General features: G+C 58.2%; 14 protein-coding genes. 7 read left to right on the top strand and 7 right to left on the bottom strand.

Going from position 1 to position 19,618, the window contains the following annotated elements; genetic code table 11:
- Nucleotides 1-27 precede the first annotated feature (27 nt).
- From HEP82_RS01740 to ydhT, 6 genes are all read left to right on the top strand, one after another.
- Nucleotides 28-657 carry a ferredoxin-like protein gene (locus HEP82_RS01740; protein ID WP_012763927.1) on the top strand — a complete coding sequence of 210 codons (630 nt, stop codon included), beginning with the start codon at nt 28-30 and terminating at the stop codon, nt 655-657.
- Nucleotides 658-716: 59 nt separating this feature from the next.
- Nucleotides 717-2,819, top strand: coding sequence for an aldehyde ferredoxin oxidoreductase (locus HEP82_RS01735; protein WP_192456506.1), 2,103 nt, complete (start codon nt 717-719; stop codon nt 2,817-2,819).
- 18 nt (nt 2,820-2,837) lie between these two features.
- Entirely contained in the window at nt 2,838-3,524 is a 687-nt protein-coding gene (locus HEP82_RS01730) for a YdhW family putative oxidoreductase system protein (RefSeq protein WP_192456505.1), read from the top strand.
- A gap of 81 nt (nt 3,525-3,605) precedes the next feature.
- Nucleotides 3,606-4,277 carry a 4Fe-4S dicluster domain-containing protein gene (locus HEP82_RS01725; RefSeq protein ID WP_192456504.1) on the top strand — a complete coding sequence of 224 codons (672 nt, stop codon included), beginning with the start codon at nt 3,606-3,608 and terminating at the stop codon, nt 4,275-4,277.
- Entirely contained in the window at nt 4,274-5,053 is a 780-nt protein-coding gene (gene phsC, locus HEP82_RS01720; protein WP_192456503.1) for a thiosulfate reductase cytochrome B subunit, read from the top strand. The genes HEP82_RS01725 and phsC overlap by 4 nt, the downstream gene beginning before the upstream one ends.
- A gap of 16 nt (nt 5,054-5,069) precedes the next feature.
- On the top strand, nt 5,070-5,981 hold the full coding sequence (gene ydhT / locus HEP82_RS01715; RefSeq protein ID WP_192456502.1) for a protein YdhT: 912 nt from the start codon (nt 5,070-5,072) through the stop codon (nt 5,979-5,981).
- A 75-nt stretch (nt 5,982-6,056) separates the two neighbouring features.
- Here the strand turns inward: ydhT and glgP are convergent, their stop codons facing one another.
- From glgP to glgB, 5 genes are all read right to left on the bottom strand, one after another.
- Nucleotides 6,057-8,504, bottom strand: coding sequence for a glycogen phosphorylase (gene glgP, locus HEP82_RS01710; RefSeq protein WP_192456501.1), 2,448 nt, complete (start codon nt 8,502-8,504; stop codon nt 6,057-6,059).
- Nucleotides 8,505-8,528: 24 nt separating this feature from the next.
- On the bottom strand, nt 8,529-9,962 hold the full coding sequence (glgA, locus tag HEP82_RS01705; protein ID WP_192456500.1) for a glycogen synthase GlgA: 1,434 nt from the start codon (nt 9,960-9,962) through the stop codon (nt 8,529-8,531).
- Between the two features lie 62 nt (nt 9,963-10,024).
- Entirely contained in the window at nt 10,025-11,308 is a 1,284-nt protein-coding gene (glgC, locus tag HEP82_RS01700) for a glucose-1-phosphate adenylyltransferase (RefSeq protein ID WP_012763919.1), read from the bottom strand.
- 14 nt (nt 11,309-11,322) lie between these two features.
- Nucleotides 11,323-13,290, bottom strand: coding sequence for a glycogen debranching protein GlgX (glgX, locus tag HEP82_RS01695; protein WP_192456499.1), 1,968 nt, complete (start codon nt 13,288-13,290; stop codon nt 11,323-11,325).
- On the bottom strand, nt 13,290-15,473 hold the full coding sequence (glgB, locus tag HEP82_RS01690; protein ID WP_192456498.1) for a 1,4-alpha-glucan branching protein GlgB: 2,184 nt from the start codon (nt 15,471-15,473) through the stop codon (nt 13,290-13,292). Before glgB ends, glgX begins: the two co-directional genes overlap by 1 nt.
- 572 nt (nt 15,474-16,045) lie before the next feature.
- On the opposite strand from glgB, the gene HEP82_RS01685 reads away from it, so the two are divergent.
- Complete coding sequence (locus tag HEP82_RS01685) at nt 16,046-17,731, top strand: sensor histidine kinase (protein ID WP_192456497.1); 1,686 nt, start codon at nt 16,046-16,048, stop codon at nt 17,729-17,731.
- A 96-nt stretch (nt 17,732-17,827) separates the two neighbouring features.
- Here the strand turns inward: HEP82_RS01685 and opp1C are convergent, their stop codons facing one another.
- Complete coding sequence (gene opp1C / locus HEP82_RS01680; protein WP_192456496.1) at nt 17,828-18,679, bottom strand: nickel/cobalt ABC transporter permease; 852 nt, start codon at nt 18,677-18,679, stop codon at nt 17,828-17,830.
- A complete protein-coding gene (gene opp1B / locus HEP82_RS01675) occupies nt 18,676-19,614 on the bottom strand; it encodes a nickel/cobalt ABC transporter permease (RefSeq protein ID WP_192456609.1) in 939 nt (312 codons plus the stop codon). The genes opp1C and opp1B overlap by 4 nt, the downstream gene beginning before the upstream one ends.
- Nucleotides 19,615-19,618 lie beyond the last annotated feature (4 nt).

Below are 19,618 nucleotides of genomic sequence, written 5' to 3'. Positions count from 1 at the left end.
ATGCTGTCTGTGGAGGATGAGAATTAAATGTCTAATCAGGTTGAACGTCCTATATTGACTCTGGGGTTAACGAGGCTGGAGTTTCTGCGAATTTCCAGTAAAGGTCTGGCGGGTATTACCATCGCTCCGGCACTCTTGTCCCTGCTGGGGTGTAGACAGGAAGACATCAGCAGCGGCCGTGTCGGGCTGACGACCACGCCCAAAGGCGTTCTGGTCACGAAACGCGCCCGCTGCACCGGCTGTCACCGCTGTGAAACCATCTGCACCACCGTCAATGACGGCAGCGTCGGTTCTTTCTTCTCCCGGGTTAAAATTCATCGCCATTTCTTTTTCGGCGATAAAGGCATTGGGTCCGGTGGCGGATTATATGGCGATTTGAATTTCACCACCGATACCTGTCGCCAATGTAAAGACCCGCAATGTATGAAAGCCTGTCCGCTGAATGTCATTTCCTATAATCCGGAATATGGCTGCATCAGCGTGGATACCAAACGTTGTATTGGTTGCGCCGCCTGTACGTCTTCATGCCCATGGATGATGGCGACGGTGAACCCCCAGATAAAGAAATCCGGTAAATGTATTCTGTGCGGAGAATGCGCCGCCGCGTGTCCTACCGGCGCGCTCAGTATTATTGAATGGAAAGATATTACGGTATGACCGCTGTTCAATACCGCTATTTACCGATGAATTCAACCTCATGCGCAGGAAAATAAATCATGACCAACGGTTGGACAGGAATTTTATTACGAATCAATTTAAGCTCTGGAAAAATAACCAGAGAAGACTCCAGCAAATATAAGCAATTTATTGGAGGAATGGGCTTTGGTTATAAAATTATGTACGACGAGGTTGCGCCGGGAACCCAACCTTTCGATGAAGCCAATAAAATCATCTTCGCCGTCGGCCCGCTAACCGGTTCAGGCGCGCCGTGCAGTTCCCGCGTCAATATCACCACGTTGTCGACATTCACCCGCGGTCATCTGGTGGTGGATGCCCACATGGGCGGCTTTTTTGCCGCTTATATGAAATATGCAGGCTACGACGCCATCATTATCGAAGGGAAATCCCCCAAACCGGTATGGATTAACATTCAGGACGACAAGGTGACGCTGGAGAGCGCCGCCTTCCTGTGGGGCAAAGGCACCCGGGAAACCACCGCCGAAATCTGTCGCGCCACCAGCGAGGAGACCTGCGTCGCCGCCATCGGCCCGGCGGGGGAAAACCGGGTGCCGCTCTCAGGCATCCTCAATAGCCGCAACCACAGCGGCGGCGCGGGCAGCGGCGCCGTACTGGGCGCCAAGAACCTCAAGGCCATCGCGGTACGAGGCAGCAAAGGGGTTAATGTCGCCGATCGTCAAGAACTCAAGGCGCTCAACGATTACATGATGACCCAGCTTATCGGGGCCAATAATAATCACGTTGTGCCCAGTACGCCGCAGGCCTGGGCCGAATATTCATCACCCCAGTCACGCTGGACGGCGCGCAAAGGGCTGTACTGGAAAGCGGCGGAGGGCGGCCCGATCGAGACCGGCGAAATCCCGCCCGGCAATCAGAACACCGTCGGTTTCCGTACCATGAAATCCACCTTCGATCTCGGCCCGGAAGCAGAACAGTACACGGTCAAAATGGGCGGCTGCCACTCCTGCCCAATCCGCTGTATGTCGCAGTTGAACGTGCCGCAGGCCAAACAATTCGGCGTTCCGTCCACCGGCGGCAACACCTGCGTCGCCAACTTTGTGCATACCACGATTTTCCCCAAAGGCCCGAAAGACATTCAGGAAAAAGGCGACGGCAATGTGGTCGGCAATCTGGTCGGCCTGAACACCTTTGACGACATGGGGCTATGGTGCAACTACGGCCAACTGCACCGTGACTTTACCTATTGTTATACCCACGGCGTGTTCAAACGGGTGCTGCCCGCCGATGAGTACAGCGCCATTCCGTGGAACTGGCTGGAAGAGGGCGATCCGCGCTTTATCACCGATTTATACCACCGGCTGGCCCATCGCATCGGCGAACTTAGCCATCTGGCCGACGGTTCTTATACCCTCGCCCAGCGCTGGGAATTGGGGGAAGAATACTGGAACTACGCCAAGAACAAGCTGTGGTCGCCGATGGGCTTCCCGGTGCATCACGCCAACGAAGCCTCGGCGCAGGTGGGTTCCATCGTCAACTGCATGTTCAACCGCGATGCGATGACCCATACCCATATCAACTACATAGGCAGCGGCCTGCCGTTAGCGCTACAAAAGGAGATCGCGGGCGAACTGTTCGGTTCGCCGGACGCCTACGACGAAACCAAAAATTACACCCCGATCAATCCCTACAAAATCAAATATGCCCAGTGGACGATTTTCCGCAGTTGCCTGCATGACGCCATTACGCTGTGCAATTGGGTGTGGCCGATGACGGTCTCACCGCACAAGAGCCGCCGTTACCGGGGCGATCTGGCGATGGAAGCCAAATTTTTTGCCGCCGTTACCGGCGAGCCAACCACGTCGGAAGATCTGGATGTAGCCGCCGAGCGCATTTTTACCCTGCACCGCGCCTATACCGTGAAGCTGATGAACACCCAAGATATGCGGCGCGAGCATGACCAAATCTGCGACTGGGTTTTTGATAAAGATCCGAAAATCAAAGTGTTTACCGAAGGCACCGACAAGATGGATCGCGAAGACATGCACCAATCTCTGACGATGTTCTACACCGCCATGGGATGGGACCCGGATCTGGGCTGCCCGACGCGGGCCACGCTGCTCCGGCTAAATATGGCGGACGTAGCGGAAGATCTGGCGTCCCGGGGATTGCTTCCTTCATAACCGCACGGCAGGAGCACGATGATAAACAGCGAACATCACAACGATGCCTGCGAAACGCCGCCAGACAGTGTAGCGGATCCCGGCCTGCGCCGGTTGTTGTTACCCTTCTCGCAGCACGCACAGCAGCCGACGGCGACGCCGGCCGAAGTACAGCCGCCAACGGACGAACCGCTGCCTGCGTTCATGGCGCTAGCGGAATACATCCGCCAGTCGTCGCTCCGTGAGGAACTGGTCGCCCGCAGCACGCTGGCCGAGCCGCCTTTCGCGTTGACGCCGGAACAGGCGGCGCAGCAGTTGGCGGAAATACAGGCCTGCGAAGCCTGCGGAGACATCCGTTATATCGCGCAGGATGAAGAGGCGTATTACTACTCCAGTCGGCGCATCAGCGACAACTATGCCCGCATACTGGCGTGCATCCGGTGCCAGGATATCTGTCGCACGGTGGCGGAAAGCGTCCGGTTCGAATGCCGCACCTACCCGCGCCCCTATCAACTCCGCATGCTGCAACGCGCGCCTTACAACCTGGACAACGCCACGATCGACAGTGCGCTGGCCGCCATCGCCCGCACGGACGAATTCAGGGACATTCATACGGTGCTGGCGTCCAACGGCGCCGTTTACCTGTACAGCGATCGCTTCATGAGCAGTGGCAAAGCACAGGGGCTGTGCGAATGGCTGGAGGTCGAACAGTATGAAAACCCATAGCGACAGGCCGCAGCGCCAGACTCTTTCCACGGCAGGGATGTCGTTTTTTTCACACCAGATAAACCTCGGGAGGCCAGGCAGATGACATGCTCACGCCGTAAGTTCGTCCTTGGCATGGGATCAGTAGTTTTTTTCAGCGCGCCGCTGTTCTCCTCGCTGGCGGGCACGGAAAAAGGCAAAGCGGTGCGTTATGCCATGATTCATGATGAAACGCTGTGCAACGGTTGTAATCTGTGCGTCACGGCCTGCCGCAAGGTGAACGATGTTCCGGAAGGCATGGCGCGCATGAGTATCGCCCATATTCCGTTAACGCCACCGGATCAGGGCAACCAGTACCACTTTTTTCGCTATGCCTGCCAACACTGCGAAGAGGCGCCGTGCATCACCGTCTGCCCGACCGGCGCATCCTACCGGGATCAGGCCACCGGCATCGTCCGGGTCAACCGCCCCACCTGCATCGGCTGTAGCTACTGTATTTCCGCCTGCCCCTATCAGGTGCGCTACCTCAACCCCGTCACCCATGTGGCGGATAAGTGCGATTTCTGCTTCGAATCCCGGCTCAGCAAGGGCTTTCCCCCCATCTGCGTCAGCGCGTGCCCGCAGCAGGCGCTGATTTTCGGCCGCGAAGACAGTGAGCCGATACAGAGCTGGCTGAAAACCCACGATTACTATCGGTATCAGCTCCCCGGCGCCGGGGAACCGCATGTTTACCGTCGCCCCGGCCCACATTCGGCAGAGGAGGTTAAAGCATGAAGACCCTGCCCCACGCAGAACAGTTCCAGGCGCAGCTCGCCGGTTACGTGACGCGCTACACCCCCGACCACTGGCCGACGCTGCTGATCCTGGCGGGTCTCGCGCTGGCGGGCATGCTGGGCGTTCTCGCCCTGCATGGCTTGCTGCGCTACCGCTTCGCCAAACCGCATCCGGCGGGCCACGAAGAGAAGATTTACCTCTACTCCGGTGCAGTCCGGCTCTGGCATTGGAGCAATGCGCTGCTGTTTCTGCTGTTGCTGCTCAGTGGCGCCATCAACCACTTTGCGCTGGCTTCGCCCGACGATACCGCCCGTCTGGTTTCCCTGCATGCGTTGTGCGGCTACTTGCTGCTGGCCGACTGGCTACTGTTCGTCAGTATTAATGCCCTGGGCGGCAACGGACACCACTATGTCATCGAGCCGCAAGGCTGGAAGACGCGGGCAATGAAGCAGGTCAGGTTTTATCTCTACGGCATTATCCGCGGCGAAGACCACCCGTTCCCGGCCACGCGCCACTGCAAGTTCAACCCGTTGCAACAAGCCGCCTATCTAGGGGTGATGTACGGTTTGCTGCCGCTGCTGTTGTTGACCGGCGTCCTGCTGCAACACCCCGAATGGCTGCCCGCGGCGCTCTCCCCCTACTGGTTGTTGCAATTGCACGCGCTGCTGGCGGTGGTCAGCGTCTTTTTCATCGCGGGGCATCTCTACCTGTGCACCACTGGTCGCACCCCGACGCAAACATTTCGCAGCATGATCGACGGCTATCACCGCCACTGACAGCCCGGAGGCGCGCATGAACCCAATCACCCGACGCCACCTGCACCGGCTGAAGGTCAGCCCGCAGATTTACCGCTGGTTTCTGCGCCGTTTCCCACAGGGCGCACATTACCCACAGCTTCACGATGCGCTGTTGCATGACGGCTATCGTGAGTGGATGGAGAGTCTGGTGGACTACAGCTATGCCCAACATTTCAGCCAGCCGTTTTTTGTGCGTCAGGAGCTGGCGGCCACCCGTTCTTTGCTGGCGCAATTGCTGTCCACAACCGTAGCGGCTGCGCAAAACACACCAGACATCATGGAGAACGGCCCGTACACACTGGCTATCAGCGCCGCTGACCAGCGCATAGGTAGCGCGTCGCCGCAGGGACGGGTCGCTTCCACCGGGGACGGCAACCTCATCGGTTGTCAGGGGGAACACCACAGTATCGCCAGCACCGGTTATGCCTGCCAACTGGTCAGCGCGGGATGTGCCGCCCATGTCGGCAACACCGGCCCGAACAGCCGTATCGGCGCATTGGGCGAGCGCGCCCGTATCGCCAATAGCGGCAATGCCGCCAAAATTGTCAGCGACGGACATGGCAGCCACATCGCCAGCACCGGCTCGCGCACCTACATCAGCGGCACCGGCGACCGGGATCGGATCGTCAGCGCCGGGGATATGTGTTGCCTGCACAGTCTTGGCGATAGTACCCATATCACGGCGACCGGCGAGCAGCTTTCCGTCACCGCCTGCGGCGCCGATAGCGTTGTAGTGGTCGTCGGCAGCATGGCGACCTTGCTGCTCGGTCAAGGCGGTTGCGCCGCTATTACCTACCACGACGGCGTCCGCACCCGCTTTCGGGTCATTTACGCAGGGGAAGACGGCGTCAGGGCCGGCGTCCGCTATCGCCTGACGACGGCCGGCGAGCTGGAAGCGTGCGAATAAGCCCGGCAACCGCGACGACACGCCCGAACGCAAAAAAACAGGGGCCTTTCGGCCCCTGTCGCTCGCTTTGCCCGCCTACAGCCGGATCGGTTTAATATTCCAGATCTCGTCGGCGTATTCCTGAATGGTGCGATCCGCCGAAAAATACCCCATGTTGGCAATATTGTAGAGCGTGCGTCGCGTCCATTCGTCCTCGTCACGATAGATATCGTCTACCTTGTCATGGGTATCCACATAGCTGCGGTAGTCTGCCAACAGCTGATAGTGATCGCCGAAGTTAACCAGTGAATCAAACAGGTCGGCATAGCGATGCGGATCTTCCGGGCTGAAGACGCCGGTGGCGATCTGCGTCAGCACCCGGTGCAGTTCATCATCCTGATTGTAGAAATCGCGCGGGTTGTAGCCATTGCGCCGCAGTTCCTCCACTTGCTCCGTCGTATTACCGAAAATGAAGATGTTGTCATCCCCCACCCGTTCGCGCATCTCGACATTGGCACCATCCAGCGTGCCGATGGTCAGCGCGCCGTTGAGGGCGAATTTCATATTGCTGGTGCCGGACGCCTCGGTGCCCGCCAGCGAGATCTGCTCGGACAAATCCGCCGCCGGAATGATGATCTGCGCCAGACTGACGCCGTAGTTGGGAATAAACACGATCTTCAGTTTGTCTTTTACCGCCGGATCGTTGTTCACCACTTTGGCCACATCGTTGATCAAATGGATGATGTGCTTCGCCATGTAGTACGCCGACGCCGCTTTACCGGCGAAGATCGCCACACGCGGCACGCGATCCAGGTTAGGGTCGTCCTTGATGCGGTTGTAGAGCGTGATCAAGTGCAACACGTTAAGCAGTTGACGCTTGTATTCGTGGATACGTTTGATCTGAACGTCGAACAGCGCATTGGGATCCACCACCACATCCAGATGCTGGGCAATATAGATAGCCAGGCGTTTTTTGTTCTCCCGTTTGGCGTTACGCACCTTTTGCAGGAATGCCGGAAAATCGATATTCGGTTTGAGATCCTCCAATTGGCTCAGGTCGGTGCGCCAGTTATGGCCGATGGCGTCATCCAGTACCTTCGACAACCAGGGATTGGCCAACGCCAGCCAACGCCGCGGCGTGACGCCGTTGGTTTTGTTGCAGAACCGTTCAGGATAAAGGCGGGCGAAATCCGCAAACAGCGACTGCACCATCAGGTCGGTATGCAGTTGCGAAACCCCGTTAACTTTGTGGCTGCAAATCACTGCCAGCCAGGCCATACGCACCTTGCGTCCATGGTCTTCATCAATGACCGACACCCGTTTCAGCAGGTCGCGTTCATTGGGGAAACGCGCTTGCACCTCTTCGAGAAAACGTTCGTTGATCTCGAAAATCAGTTGCAGATGGCGGGGCAGAATATTACCCAACATCTCCACCGACCAGGTTTCCAGCGCTTCCCCCATCAGCGTATGGTTGGTGTAGGAGAACACCTGAGTCACCACCTTCCAGGCCGCATCCCATTTGAACTTATGCTCGTCGATCAACAACCGCATCAACTCCGGAATCGCCAGCACCGGATGGGTGTCGTTCAGATGGATAGCGAATTTCTCCGCCAGATTGTCGTAAGTTTTGTGCATCATCCAATGGCGGCTCAGGATGTCCTGTACCGTAGCGGATACCAGAAAATACTCCTGACGCAGACGCAACTCACGGCCGGAATAGGTGGAGTCATCCGGATAGAGCACGCGGGATACGTTTTCCGAGTGGTTCTTATCCTGTACTGCGGCAAAGTAGTCGCCCTGATTGAACTTACCGAGGTTGATTTCGTTACTGGCCTGCGCCGCCCACAGCCGCAAGGTATTGGTCGCGTCGGTATCGAAGCCGGGAATGATTTGATCGTAGGCACAGGCCACGATCTCTTCAGTCTCCAGCCAGCGAGTCTTGCTGCCTTCCTGCTGAATACGCCCGCCAAACCGAATCTTGTAGCGGGTACTGTGCCGCGCAAACTCCCAAGGGTTGCCGTATTCCAGCCAGTAATCCGGCGATTCCGCCTGCTTACCCTCAACGATGTTCTGCTTGAACATGCCGTATTCATAGCGGATACCGTAACCGCGTCCCGGCAATGCCATGGTCGCCAGCGAGTCGAGAAAACAGGCCGCCAACCGCCCCAGGCCGCCATTGCCCAGACCGGGATCGTCCTCTTCCTCCAGTAACTCGTTCAGATCCAGCCCCATGGCGTCCAGCGCCAGTTTCAGATCGTCGAACATGCCCATCGCCAGCAACGCATTCGACAACGTTCGCCCCAGCAGAAACTCCATCGACAGGTAGTACACCTGCCGTACATCCTGGGACAACTGCGCACGATTGGAACGCAACCAGCGTTCTACCATACGATCCCGTATCGCCAGCACCGTCGCGTTCAGCCAGTCGTGCTTGCTGGCCACGCTGGGATCCTTGCCGACGGTGAACATCAGTTTATAAGCGATGGAGTGCTTCAATGCATCCACGCTCAGCGTTGGTGAGTTGTAGATAAATGGAGAGTTCATAGTGTCATTCCCACTGATGCGTAACTACCACAGACGTTGATAAAGCGCACGATAAGCCTGAGCAGCAACCTGCCAGCTAAAATCCATTGCCATCGCCTGACGCTGTACATAGCGCCAGAGCGAAGGCCGGGACCACAACACAAACACCCGACGAATCGCCCGCGACAGCGACGCCACATTGCAATCGCTGAACACAAAACCGCTCGCCAGGCCATCGGCCAGATTTTCCAGCGAGCAGTCCGCTACCGTATCTGCCAGTCCGCCGGTGCGTCTGACCAGCGGTAGCGTGCCGTATTTCAGGCCGTACAACTGCGTCAAACCACAAGGTTCGAACCGACTAGGAACCATAATCACGTCCGCGCCGCCAATGATGCGGTGCGAAAAGGCCTCGTGATAACCAATCTGGACGCCGACGCGGCCATGATATTCGGCCGCCGCCGCCAAAAAACCTTCCTGCAGGACGGCGTCACCCGCCCCCAAAACCACCAGTTGACCGCCTTGTTCCAGCAGTTCCGGCACGGCCTGCAACGCGATATCCAACCCTTTCTGGTTCGTCAAACGACTGACGATGGCGAATACCGGCACCCGGTCATCCACCTTCAACCCCATCGCCGTTTGCAGGTGCCGCTTGTTCTCCGCTTTCTTCGCCAGCTCGTCGCGGCTGTAGGTAGCGGTCAACAATGCGTCATGGGCCGGATTCCAGATGGACTCATCCACCCCGTTGAGGATACCGGACAAACGCCCCTCGTCCTCCCGCGCCTTCAGCAGCCCTTCCATGCCGTAACCGAACTCCGTCTGGGTTATCTCATGCGCATAGGTCGGGCTAACGGTGGTGACATGATCCGCGTAATACAACCCGGCCTTGAGATAGGAGATCTGTCCGTAGAACTCCAGCCCGTACATATGGAAAAACTCAGGCGGCAGACGCAGGTCTGCCATGTGACGCGCATCAAACAATCCCTGATAAGCCAGATTATGGACGGTAAATACCGATTTTGCCGGTCGACCTTTTGCCGCCAGGTAGGCACAGGCCAGCCCTGCGTGCCAGTCGTGGGCGTGCACGATATCGGGACGCCAGAACGGATCGACGCCGCTGGCCATTTCCGCCCCGACCCATCCCAATAAACCAAAGCGCAAAAAGTTGTCGGTATAGGCGAACATCGAGGTGTCGTGATACGGACTGCCCGCCCGTTCAAACAGATGGGGGACATCGATCAGATACACCCCGACACCGTTAAAATGGCCGTAGCGAATGGTCACATGGCCGGCGAAAGTCTCCAGTTCGCGCACCACCTGCGTATCCGGTATCCCACGTTTCACATCGGGAAAGGCAGGCAACAGCACCCGCACATCCAGCCCAGTTTCTATCTGTGCGTTCGGCAACGCACCGACCACATCCGCCAGCCCGCCGGTTTTCAGCAGCGGAAAAAATTCAGAACAAACGTGTAGTACCCGCATGTTATCTCCTGTCCGATCATCCGGCGGCAGGCTGGATGACCTTCACCCTCTTAATGGCGCCTCTACTTTATGCGGGCCAGCATGGCGCGCGTCACCAGCACGATCCCTTCCTCGGAACGATAGAAACGACGGCTGTCATCCTCGGCGTTTTCACCGATCACCATGCCTTCCGGCAATTCGCAAGCCCGGTCGATGACGCAGCGGTGCAAACGGCAGGAACGCCCGACCTGCACATCCGGCAACAATACGGACGAGTCGATGCTGCAAAACGAATTCACCCGCACCCGTGGGAACAACACCGAGTGCGTCACTACTGACCCGGAAACGATACAGCCCCCAGACACCAGCGAGTTCATGGTCAACCCGTGGCTACCGGAGCGATCCTGCACAAACTTGGCGGGCGGCAACGCTTCCATCGCCGAGCGGATCGGCCAGTGGTGGTCGTACATATCCAGCTCCGGCATCACCGATGCCAGATCGAGATTGGCGCGCCAGTAAGCTTCCAACGTCCCCACATCACGCCAGTAAGGCGGAGCGTCTTCCGTGGAGGTCACGCAGGAGAGCGTAAAGGGATGGGCCCAGGCCTGGCCACGTTCCACGATCTTCGGGATCAGATCCTTACCGAAGTCATGGCTGGAATCCGAGGTACAAACATCTTCTTCCAGTACGTGGTAGAGATACTCTGCGTTGAACACATAGATCCCCATACTCGCCAGCGCCATGTCCGGGTTGTCCGCCATCGCCGTTGGATGGTCTGGTTTTTCGTCAAAGCTGAGGATGCGGTTGTTGGCATCCACGCTCATGACGCCGAAGGCTTTCGCCTCGTCGATCGGCACTGGAATACAGGCCACCGAACACTCGGCGCCGTTTTCCACGTGATCCAGCAGCATGCGGGAATAGTCCATCTTATAGATATGATCGCCCGCCAGAATCACCACGTACTCGGCACGATAACGGCGAATGATGTCCAGATTGTGGCACACGGCGTCGGCAGTGCCGCGATACCAGTGATCGTTCTCGTCATGGCGCTGTTGAGCCGGCAGCAGGTCGACGAATTCGTTCATTTCGGTGTTGAGGAACGACCAGCCGCGCTGAATGTGCTGCACCAACGTATGCGACTGGTATTGGGTAATAACGCCGATGCGCCGAATACCTGAATTCAGACAATTAGAAAGCGCAAAGTCGATAATCCGGTATCTGCCGCCAAAATGAACGGCGGGTTTGGCCCGATGCGCAGTCAGGTCTTTCAATCGAGTGCCCCGACCGCCGGCCAGAATAAGCGCCACGGATTTGAGGGGTAGCTGTCTGGCAAGCATCAGAGGATCGTGTTTATCAGAACTAACCATGTCAGACTCCTTTTTTATTGTTTTACGAGTACACACACCGCATTCGCCTCTCCGCGCCAAACAAGACCTTCAACCGGATTCGCTACTGCATCAAACGGAGGGGACACCCGCCACGCCCCGGCAGGCAACATGAACTCGCATGCCTGCTCAGTCGCGTTGATCAACAGCAGCCAACATTCAGAAAGCTGGATCTGCAACCGGCGTTCTCCCTGTTCCCAGTCGTGCGGCGTCATCGGCGTTCCCTGCTTATTCAGCCACCGCACATCGCCTTCTCCATCACGCCACCATCCCCCGCCTTGCAACACGGGAATAGAACGGCGCAAACGGATCAGCCCGGAAGTAAATGCGATTAACGTGTCATCTGCTTGGTCCCAGTGCAGCCATGCCAGCGCATTGTCCTGACAATAGGCATTGTTATTGCCTTGCTGACTGTTCCCGAATTCATCACCTGCCAACAACATCGGCGTCCCCTGGGACAGCAACAACGTGGTCAACAGAGCCCGTTGGCTAACATGCCGCCGGGTCTGGGTTTCTTGATCCGCCTGCTCTCCTTCGACGCCGTGGTTATGGCTGAAATTACTGTTGGTGCCATCGCGATTTTGTTCGCCATTCGCTTCGTTATGCTTATGGTTGAAACACACCAGATCGCGTAGGGTAAAGCCGTCGTGGGAAGTCAGCAGGTTGACCGAAGCCCAGGGGTGCCGGCCGTCGTGATCGAATACATCGCTGGAGGCAGCAAAACGGCGGGCAAACACCCCGACGGGCACATCGCGGTGCAACCAGAAACGACGCATATCGTCGCGGAAGCGATCGTTCCACTCGGCGAACGGCGCCGGGAAACGTCCTAATTGATACCCGCCGGGGCCGATATCCCAAGGTTCGGCGATCAGTTTGATATCCCGCAGCGATGGGTGATTGCGTAACACCGCGAAGAATGGCGCACGGGAGGAAAAATCAGGAGCGCGCCCCAGAACAGTGGCCAAATCCAGCCGGAAACCGTCGACATGGCACACATCCCGCCAAAAGACCATGCAACTTACCACCCAGTCTAATGTCGCCGGATAATCGAGCCGCAACACGTTGCCGCAACCGGTCCAGTTGTGATAATCGCCATCGTCCGTCAGCCAATAGCTGGCATTATCCATACCGCGCAGCGTCAGTGTCGGCCCGTCCAGATCCAGCTCCGCGCTGTGATTGAACACCACATCCAGAATCACTTCGATGCCCGCTTTATGCAGCACGCGCACCATATCGCGGAATTCATTGAGCGGATGTTCGCTCGCCGACAGCTGGTTGTCGGCGGCAAACGGCAGCAGCGTGTTGTACCCCCAGTAATTACGCAGCCCCATCGCCTGCAACCGAGGTTCGTCCGCATGCTGGTGAACCGGCATCAGCTCCAGCGCCGTCACCCCCAACCGTGCGAAATACGCCAACATCACCGGATGCGCCAGCGCGGCGTAGGTGCCGCGAATCGCCTGTGGGATATCCGGATGCCGTTTGGTCAGCCCGCGCACATGTGCTTCATACAACACGGTACGGGGCCAGGGCGTCATCGGAAAGCTGTCGTCCCGCCAGTCATAACGCTCGTCCACCACCACACAGCGCGGCATCACATCGGCATCATCCCGCGGGTCAGGGCGATGATAGCCACCATGCAGACGCTCATTATCCCGTACCGTACCCATCATCATCCGCGCCCAGGGGTCAAGCAGCAGTTTATTGCGGTTAAAGCGCAAGCCGCGCGCCGGATCAAACGGCCCGTCGACACGGAATCCGTACTGCAATCCGGGACGTGCGCCGGGCAGATAGCCATGCCAGATAGCATCGGTACGGGCCGTCATCGGCACACGTTGTTCATAGGCGCCATCGAAAAGGCACAACTCAACGCCGACGGCGTCGGCGGAAGAGAGGGCGAAATTCACGCCTCTGCCATCGAAATGGGCACCCAGCGGATACGGATGACCGGCCTGCAGTACCGTCATTACGCCTCCTTGACCAGATACAGCGTCGCCAACGGCGGCAATGTCAGTACCAGAGATTGCGGCCGGGAATGGCTGCCTACCGGTTCGCTGTTGACCGCCCCGGCGTTGCCGAGATTGCCGCCGTGATAATGCAGGGAATCGGTATTAAGCACTTCCCGCCATCTACCCGGCTGATTAATACCGATGCGATACCCCTCGCGCGGCACCGGCGTGAAATTGCTGACGACCAGCATTTCATTGCCGTCGTTATCGCGGCGGATAAAGGCAAATACCGAATTTTCCCGGTCGTCCACCACCACCCACTCAAACCCTTGGTGCAGGTAGTCGCATTGATACAGCGGCGGATGCTGGCGATAACAGTGATTGAGGTCGCGCACCAGGTTCTGTACCCCCGCATGCCAGCCTTCCGGCTCATCCAGCAGGTGCCAGTCGAGGCTGATGTCGTGGTTCCACTCTTTTCCCTGCGCGAATTCGCCGCCCATGAACAGCAGCTTTTTGCCGGGGTAAGCCCACATAAAGCCGTAGTAGGCGCGCAGGTTGGCGAATTTCTGCCACGGGTCGCCGGGCATCCGATCCAACAGAGAGCGTTTGCCGTGCACCACTTCGTCGTGGGACAGCGGCAGCACGAAATTTTCGCTGTAGGCATACAGCATGCCGAAGGTCAGCAGGTCGTGATGGAATTTACGGTGCACCGGATCAAGCTGCATATACGCCAGCGTGTCGTGCATCCAGCCCATGTTCCACTTGTAATGGAAGCCGAGCCCGTTATGCTCCGGCGGCAGCGTCACACCCGCGTAGTCGGTCGACTCTTCGGCGATAGTGATCAGGCCGGGACAATGCTGCCCCACCGTCTGGTTGGTATAACGCAGAAAAGAGATCGCCTCCAGGTTCTCCTTGCCGCCGTAATAATTGGGCACCCATTCGCCGTCGCGGCGGCTGTAATCGCGGTAAATCATCGATGCCACCGCATCAACGCGCAGCCCGTCGGCGCCGAAGCGCTCCGCCCAGTACACGGCGTTGCCGGCCAGGTAGTTGCGTACCTCATGACGGTCGAAGTTGTAAATCAGGGTGTTCCAGTCCTGATGGAATCCTTCCTTCGGATCGGCGTATTCATACAGGGCAGTGCCGTCGAAACGCGCCAGACCGTAGCTATCCGCCGGAAAGTGGCCCGGCACCCAATCCAGCAACACATTGATCCCGGCTTCATGAAAAGCGTCCACCAACTGGCGGAACTCCTCCGGTGAGCCGAAACGACGGGTCGGCGCATACAACCCCAACGGCTGATAACCCCAACTGCCGTCGAACGGGTGTTCATGCACCGGCATCAATTCGACATGGGTGAACCCCATCGATTTGACATACGGCACCAGTTGCTCCGCCAGTTCACGGTAACTGAGCCAGAAATTGTCGTCGGTATGACGACGCCAGGAACCGAGATGCACTTCGTAAATAGAGATAGGCGATTGCAGATCGTTGGCCTGTTGCCGCTCCGGGCTTGCCGGCAGCGGCGCTGGAAGCCGAGTCACCAGCGAGGCATTGTCCGGCCGCATCTGGGATTCGAATGCATAAGGGTCGGACTTCAGCAACAGGTTGCCATAGCAGTCGATCAATTCGAATTTATAAAGATCGCCGACGCCGACACCCGGCAAAAACAGCTCCCAGATACCGCTTTCCCGCCGCAATCGCATCGGATGGCGGCGGCCATCCCAGAAGTTAAAATCCCCAACGACGGAAACCCGCTGGGCATTCGGTGCCCAGACGGAAAAACAGGTTCCGTCCACCCCATCCAACGTGCGGAGATGGGCGCCCATTTGCTCAAATGGCCGCAGATGCCGCCCTTCCGCCAACAGCCAGACATCCAACGCCTGCAGCAGCGTGCCGAAACGGTAAGGGTCGTCGATAATGCAGGTATCGCGCGGCCAGGTCACAGCCAGACGATAACTGAAGTGATGTTTGCGCCGGGGAATGACCGAGGCGAAAAAACCGCGTTCATCCTGACGCTCCAGTTTGCCCACTTTGCGACCGCTGTGAGCATCCACAACATGGGCCTCCAACGCGCCCGGCAACAGCGCTCTTACCTCCAGGCCCGCAGGCGTATCGTGCATACCCAGCACGGCGAAAGGATCGGCATAATGACCGGAAAAAAGAAGATTAATGACACGCTGATCGGAAAAACCTGACATGGTATCCATCCTCTGATTAACCATCTAAATAAATGAAATATATTAAAGAAACAGGTCATTTCTTCTGCGTAAAGTCGATGTGGAAATGTCCTGTATCAGTAACAGAAAAGGAAACCAGCCCTACCCCATTAAAAATATGGCCAACCTCATGATTCTGTGTTTAACGTTTCCTGCGGCAGGATTTGAGCGAGCCCACATATTTACCATTCCCCCGTGATAACCGGCTGTGCGGGCTGCTTCCTGCGCCGCAGACTGTGCTTTCGCTCTTGGCTAATGCGCTTCTCTATTCAGAAACATAGCCTTATTTCAGCTTAGTCAAGAAACCAGAAAATATTCGAGACAAGGGCGATTTTTTTACGCAACTAATTGATAAGAAAAAATGATTACTTATTCCGCCAACGACAACGCGGTAATATGAGCCCCGGTATAACGGGGCCAACACATGCAGGAAGGTGTCAATAACCGGCCGAACCGGCTATGGTGGAAAACAAGCGGCGTGGGATTGCCGCTCGTTCTGCTCCGGCAGAACAACAAGAAGAAGACAGGAGCATTAACATGGAGGTTCACCGCAAATGTTCGATCAATTGGATCTGATTTTATTATTATTGCAGCAGATGTGCGTCTATCTGGTCATTGCCTATCTGCTGAGTAAAACGCCGCTATTCATTCCCTTGATGCAAATTACCATCCAGCTGCCGCACAAACTGGTGTGTTATCTGGTGTTCTCGCTGTTCTGCATTCTCGGCACCTATTTCGGTCTGCGCATCGACGGTGCCATCGCCAATACCCGTGCTATCGGCGCACTGCTGGGCGGTGTGCTGGGCGGCCCGACGGTGGGATTGCTGGTGGGGTTGACTGGCGGGCTGCACCGCTATTCGATGGGCGGTATGACGGCGTTCGCCTGTATGCTGTCAACCATGATGGAGGGCGCGATCGGCGGGTTGCTCAACCACTGTATGACCCGACGCAACCGGGTCGACCTGTTATTTCAGCCGCAGGTAATCGCGGCAACCGCGCTGTTGGCGGAAATTCTGCAGATGGGCATTCTGCTGGCGGTATCCCGCCCTTTCGACACCACATTAGCGTTGGTGAAAAACATCGCGCTGCCGATGATCATCGCCAATTCGATAGGCGCGGCGATGTTTATGCGCATCCTGCTCGACCGCCGGGCGATGTTCGAGAAGTACACCACCGCGTTTTCCACCAAGGCGCTGAAGATCGCAGCCAAGGCCGAGGGCATACTGCGGGAGGGGTTCACCCCACAAACCAGCATGCGCGTCGCCCGCATCCTGTATAAAGAACTGGGCGTTGGCGCCGTCGCAATCACCGACCGGGAAAAATTGCTGGCGTTTATCGGTATCGGCGAGGATCACCACATCGTCGGCTCGCTGATCTCTTCGCCCCATACCACCAAAGCCATCGAGCTCAACCAGGTGGTCTACGCCGACGGCAGCGAGCAGCCGTTCCGCTGCCCGCACTCGCCCCGCTGCCGGTTAGGATCGACGCTGGTGATCCCGCTGCGGGGGGAAGCGCGACAGGTTATAGGCACCATCAAATTGTATGAACCGAAAAACCGGCTGTTTTCCAGCATCAATCGCACACTGGGAGAAGGCATCGCGCATTTACTCTCCGCGCAGATCTTCGCCGGACGTTTTGAGCAACAGAAGCTGCTGCTGATCCAGTCGGAAATCAAGCTGCTGCACGCGCAGGTCAACCCCCATTTTCTGTTCAACGCGCTCAACACGCTCTCGACGGTCATCCCTCGGAACCCGGAGCACGCCCGCTCCCTGGTATTGTCGCTGGCGACCTTCTTTCGTAAAAACCTTAAACGCAGCGGCGATGAAGTGTCGCTCGGCGACGAACTGGAGCACGTCAACGCCTATCTGGACATTGAACAGGCGCGCTTCGCCAACCATCTGACGGTGCAAATCAACATTCCCCGTGTCTTGATGATGGCGCGCCTGCCCGCCTTTTCGCTCCAACCGCTGGTGGAAAATGCCATCAGACACGGCATTTCCCACATGCTGGAGGACGGCGTATTGCGGATAGAAGCCCGGCCGCACGCGAATTGTCTGGAAATCACCGTAGAAGACAACGCCGGCACCTATCACCCGCGCAACGGCAGCGATGGGCTAGGCATGAATCTGGTGGATAGACGCATCAAGGCGCATTACGGCTGCAGTTATGGCATCACGGTCAACAGCGAACCGAATCACTTCACCCAGGTGCGCATCCGGGTTCCGCTGCAATTGGGCTAAGACGATACCGAAGAAAGGCGTTCCGGCGGGCAAGCGCAAAGAAATCCACGACTTGCCGCCTTTCCCCCTACGCCCAGAACCGGCCATCGGGATCGTTCAGGCGGCGGCATTGCCGCCGGGGGCGCGAACGACATCCAACACGTCCCGGAAAAAATCCCCCAGATAGTTGAAGGCCGCCACCACCAGCATGACAGCGCATCCGGCGGGCAGCATCTGCCACGGGTAGGCCAGCATGACGTTGCGGGCATCCCCCAGCATCACCCCCCACTCCGGCGTCGGCGGCTGCACGCCCAGCCCCAAAAACGACAGCGCCGACAACAGCAGGATGACCGCGCCGCTGTCGGCCGTCGCCAGCAACACCAATTCCGCCGCCGCCACCGGCAGCAGATGCCGCAGGATGACATAACGGGGCGTGGCGCCAATCAGCCGGGCATACTGCACATAGCCGCCGCCGCTGTACTGCATCACGATGCCGCGAACCATACGGGCGTACCAAGCCCACTTCGCCAGCAGCACCGCCAGCAGGATATTACCCAACCCCGGCCCCAGCATGCCCACCAGCGCGAAAATCATCACCTCCGCCGGAAACGCCAGCATCAGATCGCATAGCCGCATCAATAACGCATCCACCCGACCGCGAAAAAAGCCCGCCAACACGCCGGCCATCGTTCCCACCAGCAACGTCAACGACATCGCCAGCAGCGCCATCCCCACCGTGGTGCGAATACCAAACAGCAGACGGGAGAAAATACAGCGGCCGAGCGCGTCGGCGCCGAATGGGTAGCGCCATCCCGGAGGCTGAAACTTGTCCCGCCACGACACCAGCAGCGGGTCGTGCGGTGCCAGCCAGGGCGCCAGTATGCCAGCGACCAGCACCAGGAGCAGAAACAGCAGACAAATGCAGGCCAACCGATCACCGTGCAGCGCCCGCCCGACACGCCGCATCATGAAATCACCCCCCGCCGCAAACGCGGGTCAAGCCACAGTTGCAGCGCGTCCACCAGAAAGTTGCCCAGTACGAACAGCAGCGCCATCAACAACACATAGGCTTGAATCACCGGGTAATCACGGTTGAAGATCGCGGTGACACATAACCGCCCCAGCCCTGGCCAGGCGAAAATATTCTCCACCACCAACGCCCCCGCCATCAGTTTGGGCAGGCTCATACCCAGCGCGATCAGCGGCGAATACCCGGCGTTGGGCAGTACATGCCGCCACAGAATGCGGCGTTCAGACAACCCACGGGCGCGGGCATAAGTCACATAAGGTTGGGCGAGGTGGTGCAGCATATTGTTGCGTAGCAGACGCACGTAGGTGCCGATGTAGCCCAGCGCCAGCGTCAACGCGGGCAGCAGCGTCGCCCCCGGCGCCGTCATACCGCCGGTCGGCAATTGCGGCCACGCAACCGCCGCCAGCCACAGCAACAACAACCCCGCCCAGTAGCCGGGCATGGCGGTCAGTAGAAACAGCAGAGCGCGCAGTAGCCTGTCCGGCCAGCGTCCGGCCTGCAACACGCACAGCGTCGCCAGCGACAGCGAGCTTGCCAGCACAATCAGCAGCGCCGCCCCCGCCAGTTGCAGCGTCGCCGGCAATGCCTGAGCGAGCGCCTCACGCACCGGCTGCCGGGTGACGAACGATATGCCGAAATCCAGCCGCAACACGCGCGACAGCCAGTCGAGATACTGTGCCCCGAACGGGCGATCCAGCCCCAATTGCTGGCGCGTGAGGGCGATAGCGGCGTCGGTCGGCACCACCGCGTTGACCCGCAGCGCCACTTCCGCCGGATCGGACGGCGACAGGCGAACCAGGGTAAAGGCCGCCAGCGATATCGCCAGCACCAGCGGCAACATCGTACCGAGCCGCCGCAGCAGATAACGCGCCATCACC

It is taken from the genome of Musicola keenii (assembly GCF_014855505.1).
Taxonomy (GTDB): domain Bacteria; phylum Pseudomonadota; class Gammaproteobacteria; order Enterobacterales; family Enterobacteriaceae; genus Musicola; species Musicola paradisiaca.
Note: the sequence above shows the minus strand (reverse complement) of the source record. Positions and strands in the feature narration are given on the sequence as shown.